Annotated in this window: 19 protein-coding genes and 1 pseudogene; 10 read left to right on the forward strand and 10 right to left on the reverse strand. The window is 68.0% G+C overall.

The genetic code is table 11. The features are described from left to right. Window positions 1–57 precede the first annotated feature (57 nt). Genes OG300_RS24485 through OG300_RS24495 form a run of 3 tightly spaced genes read left to right on the forward strand, consistent with a single transcriptional unit; the run spans window position 58 to window position 1,927 of the window. Window positions 58–843 carry an alpha/beta fold hydrolase gene (locus OG300_RS24485; protein WP_405498649.1) on the forward strand — a complete coding sequence of 262 codons (786 nt, stop codon included), beginning with the start codon at window positions 58–60 and terminating at the stop codon, window positions 841–843. Between the two features lies 1 nt (window position 844). Then, window positions 845–1,147 carry an MGMT family protein gene (locus OG300_RS24490; RefSeq protein ID WP_405485334.1) on the forward strand — a complete coding sequence of 101 codons (303 nt, stop codon included), beginning with the start codon at window positions 845–847 and terminating at the stop codon, window positions 1,145–1,147. 36 nt (window positions 1,148–1,183) lie between these two features. After that, complete coding sequence (locus tag OG300_RS24495) at window positions 1,184–1,927, forward strand: VOC family protein (protein WP_405485336.1); 744 nt, start codon at window positions 1,184–1,186, stop codon at window positions 1,925–1,927. 1 nt (window position 1,928) lies between these two features. Here the strand turns inward: OG300_RS24495 and OG300_RS24500 are convergent, their stop codons facing one another. After that, window positions 1,929–2,183: a WhiB family transcriptional regulator gene (locus tag OG300_RS24500; RefSeq protein WP_405498650.1), complete on the reverse strand. Its 255-nt coding sequence runs from the start codon at window positions 2,181–2,183 to the stop codon at window positions 1,929–1,931. A gap of 82 nt (window positions 2,184–2,265) precedes the next feature. Then, window positions 2,266–2,706: a hypothetical protein gene (locus tag OG300_RS24505; protein WP_405485338.1), complete on the reverse strand. Its 441-nt coding sequence runs from the start codon at window positions 2,704–2,706 to the stop codon at window positions 2,266–2,268. A gap of 222 nt (window positions 2,707–2,928) precedes the next feature. Here OG300_RS24505 and OG300_RS24510 point away from each other — a divergent pair. Further along, window positions 2,929–3,678, forward strand: a pseudogene (locus OG300_RS24510) (alpha/beta fold hydrolase); the annotation flags it as partial. Window positions 3,679–3,723: 45 nt separating this feature from the next. Here OG300_RS24510 and OG300_RS24515 read toward each other — a convergent pair. Beyond that, window positions 3,724–4,521, reverse strand: coding sequence for a helix-turn-helix transcriptional regulator (locus OG300_RS24515; protein ID WP_405485340.1), 798 nt, complete (start codon window positions 4,519–4,521; stop codon window positions 3,724–3,726). A gap of 387 nt (window positions 4,522–4,908) precedes the next feature. On the opposite strand from OG300_RS24515, the gene OG300_RS24520 reads away from it, so the two are divergent. Then, window positions 4,909–6,657 (forward strand): NTP transferase domain-containing protein, encoded by a 1,749-nt coding sequence (locus tag OG300_RS24520; protein ID WP_405485342.1) that lies wholly within the window; start codon window positions 4,909–4,911, stop codon window positions 6,655–6,657. A gap of 15 nt (window positions 6,658–6,672) precedes the next feature. On the opposite strand, the gene OG300_RS24525 is transcribed toward OG300_RS24520, so the two are convergent. The 6 genes from OG300_RS24525 to OG300_RS24550 form a co-directional block, all read right to left on the reverse strand. Continuing rightward, window positions 6,673–7,848 (reverse strand): thiolase family protein, encoded by a 1,176-nt coding sequence (locus OG300_RS24525; RefSeq protein ID WP_405485344.1) that lies wholly within the window; start codon window positions 7,846–7,848, stop codon window positions 6,673–6,675. A gap of 138 nt (window positions 7,849–7,986) precedes the next feature. Continuing rightward, on the reverse strand, window positions 7,987–8,769 hold the full coding sequence (locus OG300_RS24530; protein WP_405485346.1) for a helix-turn-helix domain-containing protein: 783 nt from the start codon (window positions 8,767–8,769) through the stop codon (window positions 7,987–7,989). Between the two features lie 206 nt (window positions 8,770–8,975). Beyond that, window positions 8,976–10,781, reverse strand: a complete 1,806-nt coding sequence (locus OG300_RS24535) for a dipeptide ABC transporter ATP-binding protein (RefSeq protein ID WP_405485348.1) — start codon at window positions 10,779–10,781, stop codon at window positions 8,976–8,978. Next, window positions 10,778–11,653 (reverse strand): ABC transporter permease, encoded by an 876-nt coding sequence (locus OG300_RS24540; RefSeq protein ID WP_405485350.1) that lies wholly within the window; start codon window positions 11,651–11,653, stop codon window positions 10,778–10,780. Before OG300_RS24540 ends, OG300_RS24535 begins: the two co-directional genes overlap by 4 nt. Further along, entirely contained in the window at window positions 11,650–12,609 is a 960-nt protein-coding gene (locus OG300_RS24545; RefSeq protein WP_405485352.1) for an ABC transporter permease, read from the reverse strand. The genes OG300_RS24540 and OG300_RS24545 overlap by 4 nt, the downstream gene beginning before the upstream one ends. Further along, window positions 12,606–14,195: an ABC transporter substrate-binding protein gene (locus OG300_RS24550; RefSeq protein WP_405485354.1), complete on the reverse strand. Its 1,590-nt coding sequence runs from the start codon at window positions 14,193–14,195 to the stop codon at window positions 12,606–12,608. Before OG300_RS24550 ends, OG300_RS24545 begins: the two co-directional genes overlap by 4 nt. 224 nt (window positions 14,196–14,419) lie before the next feature. Between OG300_RS24550 and OG300_RS24555 the strand changes: the two genes are divergently transcribed. Continuing rightward, the gene (locus OG300_RS24555) at window positions 14,420–16,732 is read left to right on the forward strand and encodes an arylsulfatase (RefSeq protein ID WP_405485356.1); all 2,313 of its coding nucleotides are present in this window, start codon (window positions 14,420–14,422) and stop codon (window positions 16,730–16,732) included. A 6-nt stretch (window positions 16,733–16,738) separates the two neighbouring features. Here OG300_RS24555 and OG300_RS24560 read toward each other — a convergent pair whose 3' ends face one another. Continuing rightward, entirely contained in the window at window positions 16,739–17,182 is a 444-nt protein-coding gene (locus OG300_RS24560) for a YdeI/OmpD-associated family protein (protein ID WP_405485358.1), read from the reverse strand. Window positions 17,183–17,539: 357 nt separating this feature from the next. Here OG300_RS24560 and OG300_RS24565 point away from each other — a divergent pair, with 357 nt between their 5' ends. Genes OG300_RS24565 through narI form a run of 4 tightly spaced genes read left to right on the forward strand, consistent with a single transcriptional unit; the run spans window position 17,540 to window position 24,375 of the window. Next, window positions 17,540–21,259: a nitrate reductase subunit alpha gene (locus OG300_RS24565; RefSeq protein WP_405485360.1), complete on the forward strand. Its 3,720-nt coding sequence runs from the start codon at window positions 17,540–17,542 to the stop codon at window positions 21,257–21,259. A gap of 10 nt (window positions 21,260–21,269) precedes the next feature. After that, window positions 21,270–22,967, forward strand: a complete 1,698-nt coding sequence (gene narH / locus OG300_RS24570) for a nitrate reductase subunit beta (RefSeq protein ID WP_405498651.1) — start codon at window positions 21,270–21,272, stop codon at window positions 22,965–22,967. Next, a complete protein-coding gene (gene narJ / locus OG300_RS24575; RefSeq protein WP_405485362.1) occupies window positions 22,964–23,644 on the forward strand; it encodes a nitrate reductase molybdenum cofactor assembly chaperone in 681 nt (226 codons plus the stop codon). Before narH ends, narJ begins: the two co-directional genes overlap by 4 nt. Then, complete coding sequence (gene narI / locus OG300_RS24580; RefSeq protein WP_405485364.1) at window positions 23,641–24,375, forward strand: respiratory nitrate reductase subunit gamma; 735 nt, start codon at window positions 23,641–23,643, stop codon at window positions 24,373–24,375. The genes narJ and narI overlap by 4 nt, the downstream gene beginning before the upstream one ends. The last annotated feature ends 102 nt before the right edge of the window (window positions 24,376–24,477 follow it).

Genomic DNA, 24,477 nt, shown 5'->3' on the forward strand with positions numbered 1-24,477 from the left:
TTGTCCGTGCCGCCGGTCACAGTGCAGGCGCTGTTCATCGGGCCGCGAGGCAGCAGAATGGGCGGGGTGGCGGATCTTCATATTCATCGTTTCGGTCCCTCGACCGGTCCGGTTGTGCTGGCGCTGCACGGGCTGACCGGGCACGGTGCACGCTGGGCGGCGCTGGCCGAATCGCACCTGCCCGACGTGCGGATCATCGCACCGGACCTGCGCGGCCACGGGAGGTCGCCCGGCGTGCCGCCCTGGGATTTCGAGACCCTCGTCGATGATCTGGTGGCCACGCTGAGCGCCGAGACCGGCGAACCGGTGGTGGTGCTGGCGCATTCGTTCGGCGCGGCCACGGGAGTGCAGCTGGCGCACCGCCATCCGGAGCTGGTGCGCGCGCTGGTGCTGCTGGATCCGGCGATCGGCCTCGATCCGGACTTCATGCTGCACATCGCGACCGCCATGCTCGAGTCCCCGGATTACGCGAACGTCGAGCAGGCCCGCTTCGACAAGCTCGAGACCGCGTGGGCGGATGTGGACCCCGGGATCCTGGAGGCCGAACTGGCCGAGCACCTGGTGCCGACCCCCGGCGGCCGGGTGGGCTGGCGGATGACGCTGCCCGCCATCGTCGCCTACTGGGGTGAGCTGGCCCGCCCGTTCGTGCTGCCGCCGCGCGGTCTGCCGACCGTGCTGGTGCAGGCGATGAAGGTGCAGCCGCCCTTCGTGACACCCGCGTTCCGCGCCGCCCTCACCGAGCGACTGGGAGCCGATCTCACCGTGCACGAATTCGATTGCGATCACATGGTCGCGCAGTCCCGTCCCGCCGAGACGGCGGCGCTGCTGCGGTCGGTGCTCTGAGATGGCGACCACCGACGCCGAGATCGAGCGGGTGCGGGAACTGGTGGCTTCGATTCCGCCGGGCCGGGTCTCGACCTACGGCGATATCGCGGCGGCCGCCGGTCTGTCGACGCCGCGCACGGTCGGCTGGATCATGCGCACCGATTCCGCGGACCTGCCGTGGCATCGGGTGTTGCGCGCGAACGGTACGCCCGCACCGCATTTGGCGCACAGGCAGTTGGCCGAGCTGATCGCCGAGGGCTGTCCCGTCGCGGACGGCCGGGTGGTGTTGCGGCGCGCCCGCTTTCGGTTCGACGAAACCTGACCCGCGCCACCCCGCCGGGCGGCTACCGTGGAACGCATGTCCACCCGGCTGGCTTGCGTGGTGTTCGATGCGGTGTGCCCCAGGACGATGGCTCATTTCTGGGCGGAGCTACTGGGCTGGGAGGTCACCGTGGAGCGAGCCGTCGCGGTCGATGTCGCCGCCCCGGATCCCGATGCCCCGGATGTGTCGCTGACCTTCCTGGCCACCCGCCGCGGCGTCCCCGACTGCCCGCTGCCGAAGAACCGCATCCACCTGGATCTGTCGAGTCGTTCGCTGGACCATCAAGGCGTGCAGGTGGATCGGGCGCTGTCGCTGGGCGCGCGCCGGGTGGATGTGGGCCAGGGCGAGGTGCCGTGGGCGGTGCTGGCGGATCCGGAGGGCAACGAGTTCTGTGTCCTGGAACCGCGTGAGCAGTATGTGGATACGGGTGCGGTCGCGGCCATCGTGCTGGATACCCGTGACCCGCGGCGGCTGGCCGATTTCTGGTCGGCGGCGTCCGGGTGGCCGCTGACCCATGACGGTGAGCACTACGCGGGCATTCGCGCGGCCACCGGGCAGGGCCCGTGGCTGGAGTTCCTGCGCACGCCGGACGCTCCGGGCGATCGTGGCCGCCTCCATCTGGATCTCATCGCCTTCCCCGCCGATGATCCCGCCTCGGAGGCGGCCCGGCTGCAGGCCGCGGGCGCCCTACCGGTCGGCCCGGGCATTCCACCGGCGAATGGTCCGGTGGTGGTGCTGGCCGATCCGGAAACAAATGAATTCTGTCTGCTGCAGCGCTAATTCAGGCGGCGCCGCGTTCGTGCCGTCGGCGTTCACGCGGTGAGAGCCCACCCCAGATGCCGAAGCGCTGATCGTGACTCAGCGCGTAATCCAGGCATTCCTTGCGAACTTCGCAGCCCGAGCAAATGCGTTTCGCTTCGCGCGTGGAGCCGCCCTTGTCGGGGAAGAACGCTTCCGGATCGGTTTGGGTGCACAGCGCCTGCTGATGCCAGGATTCGTTCTCGAATCCATCGCGGCGCGCAAGGTTTTCGAACATCGCATCGAAATTGGTGAAAAGCAGTTTCACTTCTGACATCCCTTCAAAACGTTTTCGGTTCGAAATACGTGCGCGCCGTGGATTACCCGCGGCCCATTGCGCAGTCACCGCTGACGGCGGCCAGTTTGGCCTGTTCGCCGCTGACGAAGACGCGCCTGGCGTGCACTGCCGCCGGGGTGCCCGACCACGGCGCCAATGCCGTGGTGAACATGAGTTCGCACCAGCTCAATGCCGGAACTTCGCCCCCGGCAAGGGTGTTGAGCATGGACAGTTCCTGATCGCTGTCGTTCCAGGCCGCGAACAGCCAGGAGGCGTCGAGGCGACCGAGGAATTCTTCGGCGTCTTCCGGGATCCCGAGCGGCGCGTCTACTGCGAGGTGGACTACGGCGGCAATCGCATGGCGCATACGCGCGTCCAGGCCGACACCGTCGTGAAGCAGCAATCCCTCCAGCGACGCTCGCAATCCGGCGCCGCGGTCGACTCGGAAGTCGTTGCGGCGAGCTGCGGTGGTGACGTCGAACATTGTTACCTCCCTATGAAATTTGCGCTTGTCCCAAAAGCGCTACGGCCTGATTAAAAATGGCGCGTGATCTTGTTGTCCAGTTTTGGGGAGATCTGGGGCAAACCCCTAGCAGTACTGACACTGGCCAGTGTGGGTACCCATCGGGAACGTCACCGAAGGGTGCCTGGCACCACTCGGGCAAACATATAGGGAGCGACCACTCCCGACGTTTACGGTCTGACCATGCCTTATGTGCGATCCGGTTCAGCCACAATCCATTACGTCACCAGCGATATCAGTGGACCCACCCTCCTGCTCGCCCATGGATTCCTCATGGACGCCACCATGTTTCAGCCGTTGCGCGAACCTTTGGCAGCCTCCGGCATCAATCTCGTGACATTCGATGCGCGCTGCCACGGAGCTACCCAGTCACCTGATGGCGAACCCTTCAGCAGCTGGGATCTGGCGGCCGACGGATTGGCGGTGCTCGATGCGCTCGGCATCGACACCGCAGTCGTCGGCGGCACCGGCCAGGGCGGCTGGGCCGCCCTGCGCATGGCATTGCTGGCGCCCGAGCGGGTGCGTGGGCTCGCGCTGGTGGATACCGAGGCCGGAGCCTGCAGCGCGGCCGAATTGGCTTACTACCGTGAGTTCTTCGACCGCTGGGCGAGCGCCGAGCCCCTGGCGCCGCTGGTGGCCGAGCTGGCCCCGCAGCTGATCGGCGGCACCGATCCGCGCCAGTGGCGCACCTGGACCAGCGCCTGGTACGGCTCGGACCGTCAGGCCGTGATCCCGGCCGCGCGCTGCCTGATGGACCGCCGCTCGGTGCTGCACCGACTACCGGAGATCACCGCGCCCGCGCTGGTGGTGCGCGGCAGTCACGACGGCACCAGCACCGCGCAGAAGTCCGAGGCGCTGGCCGCCGGGCTGGCGGGGGCCGCCGGTGTGGTCACCATCCCCGGCGCGGGGCACGGCGCGGCCTGGACGCATCCGGATGTGGTTGCGCCGCTGCTGATCCGGCTGCTGGAGCGGATCGCCCTATTCGGCGGCGGTGATGTTCTCGTACCAGCTGGGAATGCCGAGGAAGATCTGAATCTGGCTGGGGTAGGCCGCGTTGAAGACGCTGAACATCTGCACCGCGATATCGCGGCGGCGGCCGGAGCCGGATTCGCGTAGATGCATGGTGGCGCGGGGTCGCCCATAGGCGGCGACGCCTTCGTCCCACATTTCCCGGAATAGTCCGAATCGCCCGAGTTCTGCGAGAAATTCAACCGACCAGGCGGTATCTCCAGAACCGGCGATGAGACCGCGCAACCAGTGCACGGTCAACCGGACCTCGTCCTCCCACTCGACCATGACCTCGCGGGAGCGTTCGTTGCCCAGCAGCCAGCGCAGGATATTCACGTCCTGCGCCAGGCCCGGGAACGCCCGCTCGTAGCTCTGGTTGCAGGCCAGCACATTCCAGCGCGTGTCGACATAGGCGGCCAGATTGGGTTCGTGCAGGTCCAGCGCCCGGCGCATGTCGTCGGTGATTTCGGCGCGCAGCTGATCCACGGTGGGGAATTCCCCCACCCCGAGTCCGGCCAGGTCGAGCAGGTGACGACGCTCGACGGCGGACAGCGGGGTTATTCGGTCCAGATATCGCAGCAGCGCATCGACCACTTCGCGGGTGGGATGGCCGCGATCACCCTTCTCCAAATGGCTGATGTAGCTGGCACTCACGCCCGCGTTGAAGGCGAGCCTTTCGCGCGATACACCCCGGGCGTCACGCAGGCGGCGCAGCAGCAGTCCGAATGTCGGTGGCTTCAGATCATCGGAGTCCCTATTCGGTTTCACGCCAAGCCCCACGCCGTTCCCTCTCCACAAACATTCAGCAAACCAACCTTCATCGCTCTGAGACCCTCTGGTTCCGGACAGTGGGACTCGGTGTGACGTCTGGTGCAAACAGCCGAACGCCTCATACTCCGCCGGTCACTCGGCTCGGATACTGCCATATGCCATTGTGTCAAAGGTTAAAACATCACCATTTCTACTATGTGTCGTGACCAATCGCATAACGTAACGGCTATCGGCAATTGCTTAGCAAGCACAGCTTTCGGGTGATACGTACCAACTATCGGACAGTGCCGACCAGTATTCGGACCACGGGCACCGCTGGTTCGGACGGCACCCGCCACCACTACGATCTTCGACCATGACCCTCGGCGCGCGCGGACTCGAATCGTGACGACCATCGACGCGATCGTGCTCGCGGGCGGCAAGGCCAGCCGGATGGGTGGCGTCGACAAGCCTGCCATCGTGGTCGGCGGCCAGTCCATGCTGGATGCCGCGCTGGCCGCCGTCACCGCCTGCACCCGGGTGGTGGTGGTCGGCCCGCACCGGCCGGAGTTGCCGCCGGAAGTCCTTCAGGCACAGGAGGTACCGGCCGGAGCCGGTCCGGTCGCGGCCATCGCGGCGGGCCTGGGCGCCCTGGCCGGATGCGAGTTCCCGGCCGCGCTGATCGTGGTGCTGGCCGCCGACATGCCGTTCCTGAGCGCGCAGGCGGTCGACGAACTGCTCTCCCGCGCACAGGAATCCGGCAGCGACGCGGTGTTCGCCGCGGACGCCTCGGGCCGACCGCAGTACCTGGTGGGCGTGTGGCGGCGCGCCGCGCTCACCCGGGCGCTCGATGAGCTGGACTCCGTGGTGAATCGGCCGATGAAGGCCCTGGTCCCCGCCGACACCGCGACGCTGCCACTGGCCGGGGTGGAGGACTGCGACACCCCCGACGATATTCGCAAGGCCCGCACCGCCGCCGGGCGCGCGGCCGAACCGCTGTGGCTCGACGAGGCCCGGGATGTGCTGCGCACCCGCATCTCCCGGCTGCCGGTGCGCCCGGCCACCCTCCGCGCCGCCCGCGGGGCCACCCTCGCCGAACCGCTGCTGGCCGCGGATGCCTTGCCGCGCTTCGATGTTTCGGCCATGGACGGTTACGCGGTCGGCGGCGAGGGCCCGTGGCGGCTGCGCCGCGATATCGGATTCGCGGGCGGCGAGCGCCCGGCGGGCCTGCTGAGCGGTGAGGCGGTGCGCATCGCCACCGGCGCGCACGTGCCGGACGGGACCACCTCGGTGGTCCGCGACGAGTTCGCCGAGCACGGCCCCGACGGCCTGCTGCATCGACTACCCGACACCCCGATCCGCGGGGACGTCCGCCGCCGCGGCGAGTACTGGCAGCCCGGCGATCCGGTGGCCCCCGCGGGCACCCCGGTGACCGCGGCGCTGATCTCGGTGGCGGCGAGCGCGGAGGTCATCACCGCCGCGGTGCGCGGCCCGGTGCGCGCGCGAATCGTGATGACCGGCGACGAGATTCGCGGCAGCGGTCCGCTGCATCCCGGCCAGACCCGCGATTCGATCGGCCCGATCCTGCCCGGCATCCTGTCCTGGTACGGCGTCACCACCCTCGACCTGGTGCATCTGCGCGATACCGCCAACGCCTTCGACGAGGTGCTCGCGGCCGCCACCGACTGCGATCTGCTGCTGGTGATCGGCGCGACCGGCGGCGGCGCGGCCGACCAGCTGCGCGCGGCCCTGGACCGCACCGCCGCCACCCTGCTGCTGCGCCGCCTGCGCCTGCGCCCCGGCGGCTCCACGGTGGCCGCTCAACTGTCCTCCGGCCCAATGCTTCTGGGCCTGCCCGGCAATCCCTTCGCCGCCGTGGCCACCCTGCTGGCCCTGCTGCCCGCCACCGTCGAGGGCCTGACCGGCGCCAGCGCCCCCCGCCCACTGCTGGGCCCGCTGGTCAACGCGGCCGAACTCACCGCCCCCGTGGCCCGCATCGTGCCCGCCCGCGCCCTGGCGACCGGCGGCTGGCAGGGCGACCTCCGCCTCCAAACCGCCCATCTCGCAGACCTACTCGACCGTGAGGGCGTGGTGATCGTGCCCGCCGACGCGCAGGACGGCGCACTGGCCGAGTTCATCCCGCTGCGCGGCTGAGGCCCGATTCGCTCGTCAGTACAGCGCTTCGATGATCATCGCGTTGGCCTGACCACCGGACTCGCACATGGTCTGTAGTCCGTAGCGGGCCCCGCGAGCGCGCAGGGCATGCACCAGGGTGGCCGTGATGCGCACGCCGCTGGCCCCGAGTGGATGCCCCAGGGCGATCGCGCCGCCGTGCACATTGACCCGGGTCAGATCCGCGCCAGTCTCCCGGGCCCAGGCCAGCACGATGCTCGAGTACGCCTCGTTGACCTCGATGAGATCGATGTCCGACAGCCGTAATCCGGTCTGGCCGAGCACCTTCGCGGTGGCCGGTACGACCGCGGTCAGCATCAGGAAGGGGTCGTCGCCGACCGCGATGTGGCTGTGGATGCGGGCCAGCGGGGTGAGCCCCAACCGCCGCGCGTTCTCGGTGGTGGTGACCATGACCGCGGCGCTGCCGTCCCCGAGCTGCGAGGAGTTGCCCGCGGTGATGTGCCAGCGGATCTCCGGGAAGCGCCGCGCGATGGCGTCGTTGTGGAAGGCGGCGGGCAGGGTGCGGACCGCGGCCGCGTTGTTGTCGAAGCGGATGCCCTCGTCGACGGCGAGGTCCTCGACGGGCGCGGTGAGTTCGGTGTCGAACAGGCCGTTCTTGGTGGCTTCGACGGCGCGGGCGTGACTCTCGAGCGCGTAGTCGTCGAGTTGGGCGCGACTGAGATTCCAGCGGGCGGTGATGAGTTCGGCGCTGATGCCCTGCCAGGGCACGCCTTGCGGATATCGCTCGAGAAACGCAGCGCCGGTGAGGTTGTCGGCGTCGAGCAGGCTGGTGCCCATGGGGATGCGGCTGACGGATTCGACGCCGCTGGCGACCGCGATCTCGCAGTCTCCGGCGATGACGGCGTGCGCGGCGAAGCGCAGGGCCTGCTGGCTGGCGCTGCACTGCCGGTCGACGGTGGTGGCGGGCACGGATTCCGGGTAGCCGGCGGCGAGGGCCGCGCGGCGGGTGACATTGGTGGCCTGTTCGCCGACCTGGCTGACGACGCCGCCGATCACCTCGTCGACGAGCCGGGGATCGAGGCCGGTGCGGTCGACGACGGTGCGCAGGCTGTGCGCCATCAGATCCACGGGGTGCACGAATTCCAGTGCACCGCCGGGTTTGCCCCGTCCGATGGGCGTCCGTACCGCCGCGACGATCACCGCGTCTCGCATGACCACACCATCCTGGCTGAACCAACCGTCTAGTATCCGTGCCGCATCCAAGGTACCCCACGGCTCGCCCACGGCAGAACCGCTGCACTCCAATGCTTTTGCAGTACCTCTCGCTGACAGCGCGGCGTCAGCACCCCCTCAGCCGGGCAGTCCGAGAATCGCCAGCAAATGTCCCGGGTACGCCCCGCCGTCCATTCGCCCGGTCTGCGCGTAGATCTTGCGCCGCAACCCCGTCACGGGGTTGCGCAGTTGCAGCGTCCATACGTGCGGCGCGAACTCCACACCGCCGTCCGACCACGCCTGCCGGAATTTCGGGAATTCCCCGAGTTCGCGAATGAGATCGGCGAATCCTTCGGCGTGGCCCGACCGCCCGATCAATCCGCGCATCCACCGTGCGATCTGCCGGGCATCGGCCTCCCAGTTCACCATGACGCGGGTGGCCAGCTCATTGCCGAAGAACCAACGCAACATATTGCCGTCTTCCGACACGCCCGGGAAAGCCTGTTCCCAAGCCTCATTGCTGGCCAGCATGTTCGCCCGGGTGTCCAGCAGCGCGGCCAGATTCGGTCGATGCAGTTCGAGCACCCGCCGCATCTCCGGGGTGATGGCCGCACGCAGCTGCTCCACGGTCGGGAATTCGCCTCCGACCAGGCCCGCGAGGTCGGTGAGCTGGCGCCGGTCGGAGGCGGACAGCGGCAGCAGCCGGTCCAGGTAGCGGGTGAGCGCCTCGACCACCTCGCGGGTGGGGTTGCCGCGGTCGCCCTTCTCCAAATGCGTTATATAGCTGGCGCTTACCCCGGCGTTGAATGCCAGACGTTCGCGGGAAACACCGCGATTGTCGCGCAACCGCCGGAGCATGTTTCCGAAGGTGGGCGCCTCGAGTTCCCGATAGTCCTGTCCACATGCAGCTCCGACACCCACCACGGTCCCTCCTTCACGGAATCTCCACGCCCACCGCGCTTCCCGGTGGAAGCGCCGCCGAGATCACCTTCGGGACGGATAATTACACAGATTTCAGAACAAACCGGTCAGTACGACTAATCCAATCAGTATCACCGAATACTCCTGTTGGTATATGTCCGGTGTGTCTCTGCACGCAATGCGGAATTAGTGCTTCACGAATTCCGTCAAGCCCCGAGCGCCAGGGGCACCGCGATCGGCGCCGATTCCGAGGCTCGTGCCCGCACCGGATCCGGTGCCGGAACCGCGTCCAGCAGGCGGCGCGTGTACTCCTCGCGCGGCGCCCCGAAAACCGCTGCCACCGGCCCGGATTCCACCGTACGCCCCTCCCGCAGCACCAGCACCCGATCCGCCACCTGATGCACCACGGCCAGATCGTGACTGATGAAAAGGCACGCGAATCCATATTCCGCACGCAAGTCCGCGAACAACTCCAGCACCTGCGCCTGCACCGACACATCCAGCGCACTGGTGGGTTCGTCGGCCACCAGCAGCCGCGGCGCGAGAGCCAGCGCCCGCGCCAGCGCGACCCGCTGCCGCTGCCCGCCGGAGAGTTCCCCCGGCCGCCGCTGCGCGTATTCGCGTGGCAGCCGCACCGATTCGAGCAGCTCGCCGACCTTGGCACGCAACAGCGCCCCCGAGGCCGCGCGATGCACCACCAGCGGCTCCCCAATGGCGTCGACCACCGAGCGCCGCGGGTTCAGCGACGCGGTCACATCCTGGTGCACCAGCGCCACCTGCTTGCGCAGCCCGCGCAGATCACGCTGCGACAACCCGGTGAGCGGAATGCCCTGCAACACCACCCGACCCGAACTCGCGGGCACCAGCCCGAGCGCGGCCCGGCCGAGAGTGCTCTTGCCGGAACCGGATTCACCGACCAGCCCGACCACCTCGCGCGGCGCGAGGGTCAGCGACACCTCGTGCAACGCCTGGAACTTGCGCCCCCGGCTGCGATAGACGACCGACAGGTCCGAGATCTCCAGCACCGGTTCCGGTTCACCGCGACCACCGGATTCACCGCCGTGGACTCCGTCATCACCAAGCCCGCGGTGGTCGACGCGCGCAGCCGCAGACGTCGCGGCCACCTGCGGTGCGGATGCGATCGCCACAACGGCCGCACCGCTCTGCACCGAGGTCGCGGCCTTCACGTCCGCGTCCACGTCCGACGCGGCGGCCCCGGCATCCGGCAGCAAGGGCACCGCCGCCAGCAGCTCGCGGGTGTAGTCCTCGCGCGGGGCGGCGAAAAGCTCACGCACCGGCTGGGTTTCGACCACCCGCCCCGCCCGCAGCACGGTCACCCGATCGGCGATGGCCGCCACCACACCGAGATTGTGGGTGATGAACAGCACCGCGGTCCCGTTGCGCCGCTGGAGGTCTCGCAGTAGCTCGAGAATCTCGGCCTGCACGGTGACGTCCAAAGCCGTAGTCGGTTCGTCGGCGATCAGCAGCTCCGGTTCGCCCGACAGCGCCAGCGCGATCACCACCCGCTGCTTCTGCCCGCCGGAGAGCTGGTGCGGATACCAGTCGACCCGCTTCTCCGGTTCCGGGATCTCGACCAGCCCGAGCAGTTCCACCGCCCGCGCCCGCGCCTGCGCCTTGCCGATCCTCCCGTGCGCCCGCAGCGCCTCGGCGATCTGGGTTCCTATGCGCTGCACCGGATTCAGTGCCGTCTGCGGTTCCTGGAAGACCATGGCGGCCCGGGTCCCGCGCAGCGGTCGCAGTTCCGCCTCGGCGGCCCCCACGATCTCGGTGCCGTCCAACCGGATCGACCCGCTCACAGTCGCGCCGTCGGGCAGCAGCCCGAGCACGGCCCGCGCGGTCAGCGACTTGCCGGAGCCGGATTCGCCGACCAGTGCCAGGGTTTCGCCCCGCCCCACCCGCAGGCTCACGCCGTCCACGACGGTGCGGTCGCCGAAGCGGATCACCAGATCCCGGATGTCGAGCAGGGGTGCGGTGTCGTCGTGGTCGCTCATCCGAGCCTCCGGGCGCGGCCCAGTGCCTGGGCGATCAACAGGAATCCGAGGGTGAGGGCGGAGACCACCAGCAGCGGTCCGACCGCCATGGCCGGGTTGGCGTCGAGGGTGCGGGTGGATTCGGCGATGAGCGAGCCCAGCGACGGATCCGGCGGCCGCACCCCGATGCCGATGAAGCTCATCGCCCCGTCGACGAAGACGGCCAGCGACAGCGACAACGCCAACTGCACGCTCAGCGGCTCGATCACGTTGGGCAGCACATGCTTTCGAAGAATCCACCCGTTGCCCGCCCCGATCACCGCGGCGGCCTCGACGTACGGCTGCTCCCGTACGGCCAGCACGGCGGTACGGATCTGCCTGCCGAAGATGGGAATCTCGGTGGCCACGATGACGATCACCACCGCGTGCGCCCCCGGTCCGGTGACCGCGGTGAGCGCGATCGCGAAGATCAGCGTCGGAAAGGCCAGGATCAGGTCGAACACCCGCTGCGCCAGCACATCCGCGAACCCGTTGAGGCTGGCCGCGAGCCCGACCAGCGACCCCGCGACGGCCCCCAGCGGCACCGCGGTGAGCGCGATGAGCAGGTCCACCCGGGTGCCGTGCAGCAGCCGCGCGAACACGTCGCGATTGAGCTGATCGGTGCCCAGCCAGTGCGCGCCACTCGGTCCAAGCAGATTGGCGTTCGGAATCTGTTCGAGCGGACCGTAATTCGTGAGCAGTCCGGCCGCCAGCGCCAACACCGCGACGATGGCGATCAGCACCAGCCCCGCCAGCCCCTGCCCCCGCAGCAGCGAGCGCAGCGGTGCCGGCGCGGAATCCTCCGCATGCCGCACGATTTCGGTCTCGTCGGCCACGATGACGTCGGTACTCATGCCCGCCCTCCGATCCGGATCCGTGGATCCAGCGACGCGTGCACCACATCGGTGACGAGCTGGATGGCCACGAACACCGCCACCGAGAACAGCAGCAGCGCCTGCACCACCGGATAGTCCCGGCGGCTGATGCCCTGCTCGATCAACTCCCCGATGCCCGGCCACGCGAACGCCGCCTCGACCAGCACCGCGCCGCCCAGCAGCTGCCCGGTCTGAATACCGAGCACGGTCAGCATGGTCGGCAGCGCGTTGCGCAGCGCCCCGCGAGTCACGATGCGCCCGTGCGGAATTCCCAGCGCGCGAGCGGTGAGCACATACGGCTGCCGCAGCTCGGTGCGCAGCGCCTCGGTGAGAAACCGGGTCAGCGCCGCGGTCACCGGCAACGCCAGGCACACCGAGGGCAGCAGCAGGTACTGCACGGTGATGTCCGGATGCGCGAGGAACCCGTCCGGCGGGATCCCGCCCGCGGGCAGCACCGGAATCACGACGGCGAACAGCAGCACCAGCAGCACGCTGGTCACGAACGCGGGCACCGCCACCGCGACCGTATTGATCGCGGCCACAACGGCATTGAGCCACCGCCGATCGAACAGCACGGCGGAGACGCTGAGCGCCAGGCTCACCACCACCGCCAGGCTCAGTGCCGACAGCGTCAGCACCAGGGTGTTGGCCAGACCGCGGCCGATGAGTTCGGAGATCTGCCCGCCGATGAGGTAGGACCGGCCCAGATCGCCGGTCACCACGCCGTGCAGCCAGCTCAGGTACTGGGCCGGAATGGACCGATCCAATCCCAGCTGATGCCGGATGGCCGCCACCGTCGCCGGGGTGGCGTCCGGCCCGGCCAGGATGGTGGCCGGGTCGCCGGGCACCAGCCGCAGCAGCAGGAAGATCAGCACCGACGCCCCGAACAGCACCGCCACCGCCGACGGCACCCGGCGCAGCAGGTAGGCGATCATGCCAGGAACGCCTCGGTCAACACGGTCTCGCGGCGCTTGGTCCAGTTGAACCCGTGCACCTTCTTGCTCACGCCCGCCTGCGCGAGGCGCACGCCGATCTCGATCAGGAACAGCCCGTCCAGCAGCTGATCACTGAGCGCCTGGTAGGCGCGCACCGCGTCCGGTCCGCTGCCGTCGGGCAGTTGCCAGGCGGCGTCGGCGGCGGCCACGTAGGCCGGATTCTCGTAGTGCGAGGCGTTCTTGAGCGCGTTGAACGGGTAGGCGCTGACGGTCAGCGTGGAGGGCACGAACTGCGCCCACGAGTGGTCGGTGACCCACAGCCCCGGGAACTGGCCGCCGATCAGCTGTTTGACGAAGGTGGCGTTGTCGACGGGGGTGAGCTCGACCTCGATGCCGATCTCGGCCAGGTTGGCCTGGACGATCTGCGCGGTCTCCTCGTAGGTCTTGAGCGAGGTGTTGTAGGTGAGCGGCAGCTTCGGCGGCTTGGGCAGCTGCGCGAGAATCTGCTTGGCCTTGTTCAGGTCTCGCGAATACCGGGTGTTGCGGGACTCGTCGTAGGCGGGAGAGTTCTTGGGCCACGGCACATTCAGCGCGTAGCCCGCGCCGCGGAACACCTCGCTGACGATGCGGTCGCGGTCGAGCGCGTAGGCGATGGCCTGCCGCAGCCGGACGTCGGCGAGCGCCGGGTTGGCCACATTGGCGCCCACGTAGAACTGCAGTTCCGCACCCTCGTAGCGGACGGTGCCGTAGCCGTCGGTCTTGGCCAGGTTCTCCAGGTCGCGGTAGGTGATGGCGTCGGCGAGGTGGATCTGCCCGGTGCGCAGCGCGTTGAGCTGAGCCTGGCTGTCGGAGATGACATTGAGTTCGACGCGGTCGAGGTAGGGCCGGTCCTTGATCCGGTAATCCGGGTTGCGCTCGAACACCAACTGCGAGTTGGGAACTCGCTGGGCGAACTTGAACGGCCCGGTACCGACGATCTTGTCACCGGTGCCCAGCTGGTCGATGGATTCGCTGTCCAGGATCGGCACGGTGTCGAGCAGATCGAACAGGTTGCTCAGCGGGTGGGCCAGGGTGAGCACCGCCCGGTGCGGGTCGCTGGTGTCGAAACCGGTGACCACGGCCGCCGTGCTCTTGAGCTGCGCCGACCACTTCGGATCCGCGTAGGTGCGGATCGAGAATTCGACATCCTTGGAGGTGAACGGACGCCCGCTGTGGAACTTGACGTCGTCGCGCAGATCCAGGGTGACGGTCTTGCCGTCCGGCGACACCGTCCACTTGGTGGCCAGCAGCGGCTGCGGCTCCAGCTTGTCGTGCGGGTAGCGGGTCAGGCTTTCGAAGACCAGGCCGACCACGTACGGCGTGGTTCCCGTGTTGGTCAGGATGTTCGACGGCACCAGGTCCACCGCGACGCCGTACTTCAGGGTGCCGCCGCGCACCGGCTGCGCGTTGTCGTCACCGCTGCCCTTGGACTGGTTGACCGCCGAGGTGCACGCGGCCAGCACGCCACCGCCGAAGATGGCGGCCGCGGCGACCGCGGAGCTGCGCAGGAAATGACGGCGATCGAGCCCGCCGGGGGACGAATTCATCTGGAAATCCTCGAGATACGAGCCGCGTCGGGGGCGGCGGGGGTGCAGACCTGCACCGAGGGGGCGAGAAGAACAATGAGGGACGCGCGGGCCTGCGCGTCAGGCACAGTTTCGACAGCTGAGCATGCGGCGACGCTAACAGCGCCCACAGCACAGATCAGCGATTGCGCGCAGCCAGAATTCAAACCTGGCCCGAGGACCGGATGCCATCCTTTGCTGGGCGCATGGCTGTCCCCTCCCATGCCCGTGGCTATGACGACTTCGCCGGTACCGCCGGTCGCACCACCGCCGATTCGACGCCCGATTGGCTCTACCCGCCCACCGCCCCCGCGGGCGCACCCAATATCGTCGTGGTCCTCGTCGACGATATGGGTTTCAGCGATATCGCGCCCTTCGGTTCCGAAATCGACACCCCCACACTGAGCCGCCTGGCCGCGGCAGGCCTGCGCCTCACCAACTTCCACACCACCCCGCTCTGCTCCCCGTCGCGAGCGGCCCTGCTCACCGGCGTCAACTCGCACCGCGCGGGTTTCGGCTTCGTCGCCAACGCCGATCCCGGCTACCCCGGCCTGCGCCTGGAACTCGCCGACGACGTGCTGACCCTGCCGGAGATCCTGCGCGCCAACGGCTATGCCACCTACGCGGTCGGCAAATGGCATCTGGTGCGCGACGCCACGCTGCACCCCGCCGCCCCCCGCGACTCCTGGCCGACCCACCGCGGTTTCGACCGCTACTACGGCTCCCTCGAGGGCCTGAACTCCTTCTACCACCCCAATCAACTGGTCTCCGACAGCTCCCCGGTGAACATCGAGGAATACCCCGAGGGCTACTACCTCACCGACGATTACACCGACCGCGCCATCTCCTACCTGAAGGACCTGCGCGCCCACGACGCGACCAAACCCTTCTTCCTCTACTTCGCCCACACCGCCATGCACGGCCCCCTCCAGGCCAAGCCGGACGACCAGGCCAAGTACCAGGGCCGCTACCAAGAGGGCTGGGATCGACTGCGCCAGACCCGATTCGCCGCCCAGCTGGCGCAGGGCCTGTTCCCCGAGGGCACCCAGCAGAAGCCACGCAACACCGAGCCGGGTTACGAAGCGCAGGAATGGGATTCGCTCACCCCCGAGCAGCAGTCCCGTTTCGAACGCTACATGGAGGTGTACGCGGGCATGGTCGACAGCATCGACCAGAGCCTGGGCCGCATCGTCGAAACCCTGGAGCAGTTCGGCGAACTCGACAACACCATCATCGTGTTCACCTCCGACAACGGCGGCACCGCCGAGGGCGGCCCCGAGGGCACCCGCACCTACTTCGCCCAGTTCGCACAGGTCGACGAACCCGACTTCGAACGCGACGTCCCACACGACGACGAACTCATCGGCACCGCCAAGCTCGGCGTGCACTACCCGCGCGGCTGGGGCCAGGCCTCCAACACCCCCTTCCGCTTCTACAAAGGCCAGACCTTCGCGGGCGGCGTCCGCGTCCCCTTCGTGCTCTCCTGGCCGAAGGGCCTGCCCCGCAACGGATCCGACGACGGCGTCCGCCAGGAATACGTCTACATCACCGATCTCACCCCCACCCTGCTGGAACTGGCCGGACTACAGATCCCCACCGTCCGCAACGGCCTGCCCGCCAAGGACTTCGACGGCGTCTCGGCGGTGGAAGTCCTGCGCGACACCGCCGCCGTCTCCGAACACGTCGAGCAGTACTCCGAAATGACCGGCCACCGCGGCTTCTACCGCGACGGCTGGAAACTCCTGGCCCTCTACGAACCCGAACGCGGCATCGACAACCCGCGCTGGCAGCTCTTCGACGTCCGCACCGACCCCACCGAACTGCACGACCTGTCCGAGCAACTCCCCGACAAGGTCGCCGAACTCGCCGCCGCCTGGGACGAAGCCGCCTGGCACAACACGGTTTTCCCCCTCGTCACCCGCCAGGACCTGGCCCGGCGCCGCCCCGAGGAATCCCGCTTCGCCGACCCGGTCCGCATCCTCCCCGGCACCCCCACCCTGGAGCGCTACCGCTCCCAGCGCCTGATCGCCTACCGCGACTTCACGATCACGGTGACCCTGGCGGGCTACCGCCGAGGCGACGAGGGCGTCCTGGTAGCCCACGGCGACACCCTCGGCGGCTACCACCTCTACGCCGAACACGGCCACCTGATCTTCGGCTACAACGGCTACGGCAACTACGCCACCGTCGATGCGGGCGAAATCCCCGACGGCGCAACCACTCTCACCGTAACCGCCACCGTCCGCCCCCACCTCCGCTGGGACTTCACCATCACCATCGACGCCCACGACCCCACCCACCTGACCGACCAGGTCCAACTGGTCGGCATGTCCCCCTGGACCGGCATCTCCGTCGGCCTCGACGCCCGCGGCCCAGTCTCCTGGCAACTGCACGACCGCCACGGCGTCTACCGCTACACCGGCGACCTCCGCGCCGTCGAATACCGCCCCGGCACCATCGGCGTCTCGGAAGACGACCAACGCGCCCTCGACTCGGAAGCCGAACTGATCGCCGAATAGACCGGGTCAGGCCTTCCTGTCCAACGATTCGACGATCTTCGCGATGCGACGCGTCCGGGTCTCCGGACGCTTCGCCTCGGCGACCGCCGCCGCGTGCTCCTTGCGATTCGTATAGGACAGTGCGTCGAACGCACCCCGCGCACCCGCCGCCTCGAGCGCGGCCGCCAACTTCTCGGGTACCTCGACGGTCCGCTCGGCACTGTCGCGTTCCACCGTCACCGCGACCGTGTCCCCCGGCTCCTTGCCGAGTTCGGCCCTGATCCCCTTCAACAGCCCGAGGCACGGCCCCGCCCCCATATTGGCGATGGACCCCCGATACGGGACCCCGTCGAAAGTGGCCTTGACGGGAATTCGCCCGCCGCCGCCCAGTGCCGCGATGATCGCCTCCGGTACCGGGATGATCGCGCCGCCACCGTTCGCACTCTGGATCACGCCGTCGAATCGCTGCATAGCTGCACGATATTCGCCCCCTCGCCCCGAATGTGGGACCTCTCGACAGCGATCGTTCAGCAATCGCTCGTTGTGTTAACAAATATTAAGTAGGCGAGAACCGGCAGTTTCCGAAGCATCACCGCCGACCTGCCGAACCCCCTATCCGAGAACGCGTTTCACTCGCGAACGGAAGGTTTCCGCAGGTCAGATCGGAAACCACACGGTTGTGCCGCAACCCCGCAGTGACCGGAACATTGCCGCGATCTCACAGCTCACAGCGGCCCGGAGCGCATTGTGAGAGAACCGTTTTCCAAGCTCCCGCCACATCCCTACAGTCGAGCCGCAAGCCCGGTTTTCCAGCTCGAAGGGGGCGTCATGACCATCTCGCAGAACGGACACTCGTCCGCCGACGCACTGCTGCGACTGGGGAAGTACTTCCACCGCGGCGAAGTGTCGGACGACATGCGCACCCTGCACAAGGTCGGCGGCCGCGAGGCCGACGAGTTCTATCGCGACCGCTGGGCGCACGACAAGGTGGTGCGCTCCACCCACGGCGTCAACTGCACCGGCTCCTGCTCGTGGAAGATCTACGTCTCCGACGGCGTCATCACCTGGGAGTCCCAGCAGACCGACTATCCCAGCGTCGGCGCGGACAAGCCGGAGTACGAGCCGCGCGGCTGCCCGCGCGGCGCGTCCTTCTCCTGGTACACCTACTCCCCGGCCCGCATTCGCTACCCGTACGTGCGCGGCGCCCTGCTGGAGCTCTACCGCGCCGCCAAGGACCGCCTCAAGGATCCGGTGCTGGCCTGGGAGTCCATCGTCGAGAACCCCGAGCACGCGCAGACCTACAAGTCCGCCCGCGGCAAGGGCGGTTTCGTGCGCGCCGAATGGTGGGAAGCCGCCGAGATCGCCGCTGCCGCACACGTTCACACCATCAAGAAGTACGGCCCCGACCGGGTCGCGGGCTTCTCCCCCATCCCCGCCATGTCGATGGTCTCGCACGCGGTCGGCGCCCGCTTCATCTCGCTGATCGGCGGCTCCATGCTGTCGTTCTACGACTGGTACGCCGACCTGCCCGTCGCCTCCCCGCAGGTGTTCGGCGACCAGACCGACGTCCCGGAATCCGCCGACTGGTTCGACGCCGGATACCTGATCATGTGGGGCTCCAACGTCCCGGTGACGCGAACCCCGGACGCGCACTACATGACCGAGGCCCGCTACCGCGGCCAGAAGGTCGTGGTCGTCTCCCCCGACTACGCCGACAACACCAAGTTCGCCGACGAATGGGTGCCCGCCCGCCCCGGCACCGACGCCGCCCTCGCCATGGCCATGGGCCACGTCATCCTCAAGGAATTCTTCGTCGACCAGACCACCGAGTACTTCACCGAATACGTGAAGAAGTACACGGACCTGTCCTACCTGGTGATCCTCGACGAACGCGACGGCGGCTGGAGCGCCGACGGCGAATACCTCGGCCACCTGGCCACTCCCGGCAAATTCCTCACCGCCGCCGATCTCGGCGACATCGCCGAGGGCGCGGAGCACCAGACGGTGCTGCTGGACTCCGACGGAATTCCCTTCGTGCCCAACGGTTCTCTCGGCCACCGCTTCACCGCGGCGGGCGAGGGCCGCTGGAACCTGGACCTGGGGGACACCGATCCCCTGCTGACCCTGCACGGCCACACCAAAGCTGCTGCGGCCGTGCAGTTTCCCCGCTTCGACGGGCCGCACGCGGGGGTAGTGACCCGCGGCGTGCCGACCACCGTCGTGGCGGGGCGGACGGTGACGACGGTGTTCGATCTCCTGCTCGCCCAGTACGGCGTGGCGCGGTCCGGCTTGCCCGGCAGCTGGCCGACCGGCTACGACGATGCGAACGAGCCGTACACCCCGGCGTGGCAGGAATCGATCACCGGCGTCCCCGCCGTCCAGGCCGAACGCATCGGCCGCGAATTCGCCGACAACGCGGCCCGTTCCAAGGGCCGCTCGATGATCCTGATGGGCGCGGGCACCAACCACTGGTTCCACTCCGACCAGATCTACCGCTCCTTCTTCACCCTCACCCTGCTCACCGGCTGCCAGGGCGTGAACGGCGGCGGCTGGGCCCACTACGTCGGCCAGGAGAAGTGCCGCCCTGTAACCGGTTGGTCCACACTGGCTTTCGCCGCGGACTGGCAGCGCCCGCCGCGCCAGATGCAGGGCACCGTCTTCTGGTACCTGACCAACAATCAGTGGCGCTACGACCCGTTCACCTCCGAAACCTTCGCCTCCCCGCTGGCGCAGGGCGCGTTCGCGGGCCGCACCGCCGCCGACAACATCGCTCTCGCTTCACGTCTGGGCTGGATGCCGTCGTACCCCACCCTCAACCGCAACCCCCTCGACCTGGCCGACGAGGCCGAGGCGGCGGGCAAATCCGCCGCCGACTACGTGGTCGACGGCCTGAAATCCGGCGACCTGCGCTTCGCCTGCGAGGACCCCGACGCCCCCGAGAACTTCCCTCGCGTCCTCACCGTGTGGCGCGCCAACCTGCTCGGCTCGTCCGGCAAGGGCAACGAGTACTTCCACAAGCACCTGCTCGGCGCGGACTCGAACCTGCAGACCGGCGAGGCCACCGGCGTCCGCCCGCAGGAACTGGAATGGCGTGACCAGGCCGCCACCGGGAAGCTGGATCTGCTGCTGTCCCTGGACTTCCGGATGACCAGCACCACCCTGTTCTCCGACATCGTGTTCCCCGCCGCCACCTGGTACGAGAAGCACGACCTGTCCTCCACCGACATGCACCCCTTCGTGCACGCCTTCTCCCCCGCCATCTCCCCGCCGTGGGAGACCAAGACCGATTTCGACGCCTTCCACCGCATCGCGCGCGGCTTCTCCTGGCTGGCCGAGAAGCACCTCGGCAAGCGCAAGGACATCGTGGCGATGCCGTTGCAGCACGACACCGCCGACGCCCTCGCACAGGTCGGCGGCCGGGTGCTGGACTGGAAGAAGGGCGAATGCGAACCCATCCCCGGTAAGACCATGCCCAAAATCGTTGTGGTGGAGCGGGACTACCCGAGCGTCGCGGAGAAGATGGCCGCCCTGGGCCCACTGGTCGAAACCCTGGGCCTCACCACCAAGGGCGTGACCACCATCCCCGACGCCGAGGTCGAATACCTCAAGGGCGTCAACGGCACCATCGTTTCCGGTGTGGCACAGGGGCGTCCGTCCCTGGCCAAGGACACCCACGCCGCCGAGGCCATCCTGGCACTGTCGGGCACCACCAACGGCCGACTCGCGGTGGAGGGCTTCCACGCCCTGGAGAAACGCACCGGAACCAAGCTCGCCGACCTGGCCGCCGAACACGAGGGCAAGCGAATCACCTTCGCCGACACCCAGGCTCGCCCCGTCCCGGTGATCACCTCCCCGGAATGGTCCGGCAGCGAGACCGGCGGCCGGCGCTACTCCCCCTTCACCATCAACGTCGAACGAGACAAGCCCTGGCACACCCTCACCGGCCGCCAGCACTTCTATCTAGACCACGACTGGATGATGGAACTCGGCGAACAACTCCCCATCTACCGCCCGCCCCTGGACATGACCGCCCTGTTCAGCGAACCGGACATCGGCTCGGTCGGCGAGAACGGCGTCACCGTGCGCTACCTGACCCCGCACTCCAAGTGGTCCATCCACTCGGCCTACCAGGACAACCTGCACATGCTGACGCTCTCCCGCGGCGGCCAGGCCATCTGGATGTCCGAGGTCGACGCCGCGAAAATCGGTGTCGCGGACAATGATTGGATCGAGGCGGTGAACCGCAACGGCATCGTCGTGGCCCGCGCCATCGTCTCGCACCGGATGCCCGAGGGCACCGTGTTCATGTACCACGCCCAGGACCGCGCCGTGAACGTGCCGCGCATCGAAGGCAACGCGAACACCACCGCGGGCAAGGGCAAACGCGGCGGCATCCACAATGCGCTCACCCGCATCATGATCAAGCCCTCGCATCTCATCGGCGGCTACGCGCAGCAATCGTTCGCGCTGAACTACCACGGCCCCACCGGAAATCAGCGCGACGAGGTCACCACGATCCGTAAGCGCTCGCAGGAAGTGGAGTACTGATATGCGCGTCATGGCGCAGATGGCCATGGTCATGAACCTGGACAAGTGCATCGGCTGCCACACCTGCAGCGTCACCTGCAAGCAGGCGTGGACCAATCGCGGCGGCACCGAATACATCTGGTTCAACAATGTGGAAACCCGTCCCGGACAAGGCTATCCGCGCCGGTACGAGGATCAGGAGAAGTGGAAGGGCGGCTGGACCCTCAACAAGCGGGGCCGCCTCACCCTGAAGTCCGGTTCGCGAATGAAGCGGCTGCTCAACATCTTCGCAAACCCCGACCTGCCCACGGTGTCGGACTACTACGAACCGTGGAGCTACGACTACGACAATCTGCTGTCCGCCCCGCAGATGGACACCACCCCGGTGGCCCGCCCCAAATCGCTGATCACCGGCGAGGACACCAAGATCACCTGGGGCGCCAACTGGGACGACTCGCTCGGCTCCGGCCCCGACCAGGTGGGCCGGGATCCATTGCTGGCCAAGCTGTCCGAGCAGGTGAAGCTGGAGTTCGAAGAGACCTTCATGTTCTACCTGCCGCGCATCTGCGAGCACTGCCTCAACCCGTCGTGCGCGGCCTCCTGTCCGTCCGGCGCGATCTACAAGCGCGCCGAGGACGGCATCGTCCTGGTCGACCAGGACAAGTGCCGCGGCTGGCGGCAGTGCGTCACCGGCTGCCCGTACAAGAAGATCTACTTCAACCACAAGACCGGCAAAGCCGAGAAATGCACGTTCTGCTACCCGCGTGTGGAAGTGGGCATTCCGACGGTCTGCTCGGAAACCTGTGTGGGACGGCTGCGCTACATCGGCATCATGCTCTACGACGCCGACAAGGTCCTCGAAGCCGCGTCGGTCACCGACGACAAGGACCTGTACCCGTCGCAGCTCGGCGTCTTCCTCAACCCGCACGACCCGCGCGTGGTCGCCGAGGCCGAGCGCGCCGGTATCTCCCCGGAATGGATTGCGGCCGCACAGGATTCGCCGGTCTACAAACTGATCGTCGACTACCAGATCGCCCTGCCGCTGCATCCGGAATACCGGACCATGCCGATGGTCTGGTACGTGCCGCCGCTCTCACCGGTGGTGGACACGCTCACCCAGACCGGCCACGACGGCGAGAACCACAACAACCTGTTCGGCGCGATCGACGCGCTGCGAATCCCGTTGGAATACCTGGCGGAACTCTTCACCGCCGGTGAGATCGGCCCCGTGCGCGCCTCGCTGCAACGCCTCGCGGCGATGCGGTCGTTCATGCGCTCGATCAACCTCGGCCAGGAGCCCGACCTGTCCATCCCGGACGCGATCGGCCTGGAACCCGAAGAGATCGAAGCCATGTACCGCCTGCTCGCCATCGCCAAGTACGAGCACCGTTACGTGATCCCCTCCGGCGCGACTTCCCGTGCGCACGAACTGGATTCCCTCGCCACCGGTTGCAGCCTCGACACCGACGGCGGCCCCGGCATGACCGCCTTCGACTACATGGCCGACAAGTTCCACCTGACGGACTCCAACGATGCCGCGCCGGAAGGCAAGTCGACCCGGGTCAACCTGTTGAACTGGGACGGCAAGAGCACAGCGGGTCTCCTGCCCACCGGGGCCGATGGCAGCGGCGCCACCGGCCATGGCGTGACCGACGGCAACGGCGCCGGCGGTCACGCCCCGGACCCCGACCTGGCCATCGCACCCGAACCCACCGGAGCCGGTCGATGAGCCTGCTGAAACTGCGCCGCCGCCCCGAACCCACGGTGGCGATGCCCGAGGCCGCGCGGCTGCTCACCTGGCGACTGTGCGCGCTCCTGCTCGATTACCCGGGCCCGGAACTGCTGGCGATTATCGACGAATTCGACTCCGCCGCAACGCAACTCCCGGACCCGATCCGCACCGAGCTGGCACCCCTGCTCACCCACCTGCGCGCCACCGACCCCATCACCCTGGCCCAGCAGTACGTCGAAACCTTCGACATGCGCCGCCGCGCCAGCCTGCACCTCACCTTCTACGCCTACGGCGACACCCGTAAACGCGGGATGGCCCTGCTGCGGTTCAAGCACGCCTATCGGCACGCGGGCGTCGAACTCGGCGACGAGGAACTCCCCGACCATCTCTGTGTCCTGCTCGAATTCGCCGCCACGGTCGACCCGGTCGGCGGCGAACGCCTGCTGGGCGAACATGTCCCGGTACTGGAGCTGCTGCGGTTGTCACTGTCCGACAGCGGATCTCCCTATGCCGGGGTGCTGGCGTCGGTGGTGGCGACCCTGCCACCGGTCACCACCGCCGACCGCCGGCGCATCGCCGAACTCGCCGCCGAGGGACCGCCCGAGGAGGAGGTCGGCCTCGACCCCTTCGCCACGGACCCGCTCGCCTTCACCGGATCGGAGGCACGCCGATGACCACCGCGGTCTGGACGACGCTGCCCTACATCGCCTTCACCTCGTTCCTGCTCGGCCACCTGTGGCGCTACCGCACCGACCAGTTCGGCTGGACCACCCGGTCCTCGCAGGTGTACGAGTCGCGGCTGCTGCGTCTGGGCAGCCCGCTGTTCCACTTCGGCATGCTCGGAGTGATCGGCGGCCACGTGCTGGGCGTGCTCATCCCGCAGTCCTGGACCGACGCGGTCGGCGTCTCCGAGCACCTGTACCACGTGGTCGCGGTGTCGGCCGGATCGATCGCCGGGTTCGCCGTGATCGCGGGCATCGGCATCCTGCTGTACCGGCGGTTCACCGTCTCCGCCGTCCGGCAGGCCACCACCACCAACGACAAGCTCATGTACCTCCTGCTGGCGGCGGCACTGATCACCGGCCTGCTCAACACGCTGGGCAGCAACCTACTGTGGGGCACCTACAACTACCGCGAGACCGTATCCCCTTGGTTCCGTAGCCTTTTCACGCTGCACCCGCACCCCGACCTGATGATCGGCACCCCCTGGACGTTCCAGGTGCACGGCCTGATCGTGTTGACGCTCATCGGTTTCTGGCCCTACACGCGGCTGGTGCACATGTTCTCCGCGCCCGTCGGCTACCTGGTTCGGCCCTATGTCGTCTACCGCAGCAAGCCGACCCACGCGGTCGACAAACGCCGCTTCGCCCGCGCCTGGGAGACCCCTGCCCTGCCTCGCAAATAGCCTTTGAACAGGTCTTTCACAACCGATCAGTTTTGAAGAAGCCTCCAGGGGTGTCTCGTTTCTACGATGAAATCAATCGCAAGAGACACTCACAGGAGGCAC

It is taken from the genome of Nocardia sp. NBC_00511, from assembly GCF_045161165.1.
Classification (GTDB): Bacteria; Actinomycetota; Actinomycetes; order Mycobacteriales; family Mycobacteriaceae; genus Nocardia.

Excerpts from the sequence above, each read along its gene's own strand:
- OG300_RS24485 (WP_405498649.1), top strand. The coding sequence starts at position 58 with ATGGGCGGGGTGGCGGATCTTCATATTCATCGTTTCGGTCCCTCGACC.
- OG300_RS24490 (WP_405485334.1), top strand. The coding sequence starts at position 845 with ATGGCGACCACCGACGCCGAGATCGAGCGGGTGCGGGAACTGGTGGCT.
- OG300_RS24495 (WP_405485336.1), top strand. The coding sequence starts at position 1,184 with ATGTCCACCCGGCTGGCTTGCGTGGTGTTCGATGCGGTGTGCCCCAGG.
- OG300_RS24500 (WP_405498650.1), bottom strand. The coding sequence starts at position 2,183 with ATGTTCGAAAACCTTGCGCGCCGCGATGGATTCGAGAACGAATCCTGG.
- OG300_RS24505 (WP_405485338.1), bottom strand. The coding sequence starts at position 2,706 with ATGTTCGACGTCACCACCGCAGCTCGCCGCAACGACTTCCGAGTCGAC.
- OG300_RS24525 (WP_405485344.1), bottom strand. The coding sequence starts at position 7,848 with ATGCGAGACGCGGTGATCGTCGCGGCGGTACGGACGCCCATCGGACGG.
- OG300_RS24535 (WP_405485348.1), bottom strand. The coding sequence starts at position 10,781 with ATGAGCGACCACGACGACACCGCACCCCTGCTCGACATCCGGGATCTG.
- OG300_RS24540 (WP_405485350.1), bottom strand. The coding sequence starts at position 11,653 with ATGAGTACCGACGTCATCGTGGCCGACGAGACCGAAATCGTGCGGCAT.
- OG300_RS24545 (WP_405485352.1), bottom strand. The coding sequence starts at position 12,609 with ATGATCGCCTACCTGCTGCGCCGGGTGCCGTCGGCGGTGGCGGTGCTG.
- OG300_RS24550 (WP_405485354.1), bottom strand. The coding sequence starts at position 14,195 with ATGAATTCGTCCCCCGGCGGGCTCGATCGCCGTCATTTCCTGCGCAGC.
- OG300_RS24555 (WP_405485356.1), top strand. The coding sequence starts at position 14,420 with ATGGCTGTCCCCTCCCATGCCCGTGGCTATGACGACTTCGCCGGTACC.
- OG300_RS24560 (WP_405485358.1), bottom strand. The coding sequence starts at position 17,182 with ATGCAGCGATTCGACGGCGTGATCCAGAGTGCGAACGGTGGCGGCGCG.
- OG300_RS24565 (WP_405485360.1), top strand. The coding sequence starts at position 17,540 with ATGACCATCTCGCAGAACGGACACTCGTCCGCCGACGCACTGCTGCGA.
- narH (WP_405498651.1), top strand. The coding sequence starts at position 21,270 with ATGGCGCAGATGGCCATGGTCATGAACCTGGACAAGTGCATCGGCTGC.
- narJ (WP_405485362.1), top strand. The coding sequence starts at position 22,964 with ATGAGCCTGCTGAAACTGCGCCGCCGCCCCGAACCCACGGTGGCGATG.
- narI (WP_405485364.1), top strand. The coding sequence starts at position 23,641 with ATGACCACCGCGGTCTGGACGACGCTGCCCTACATCGCCTTCACCTCG.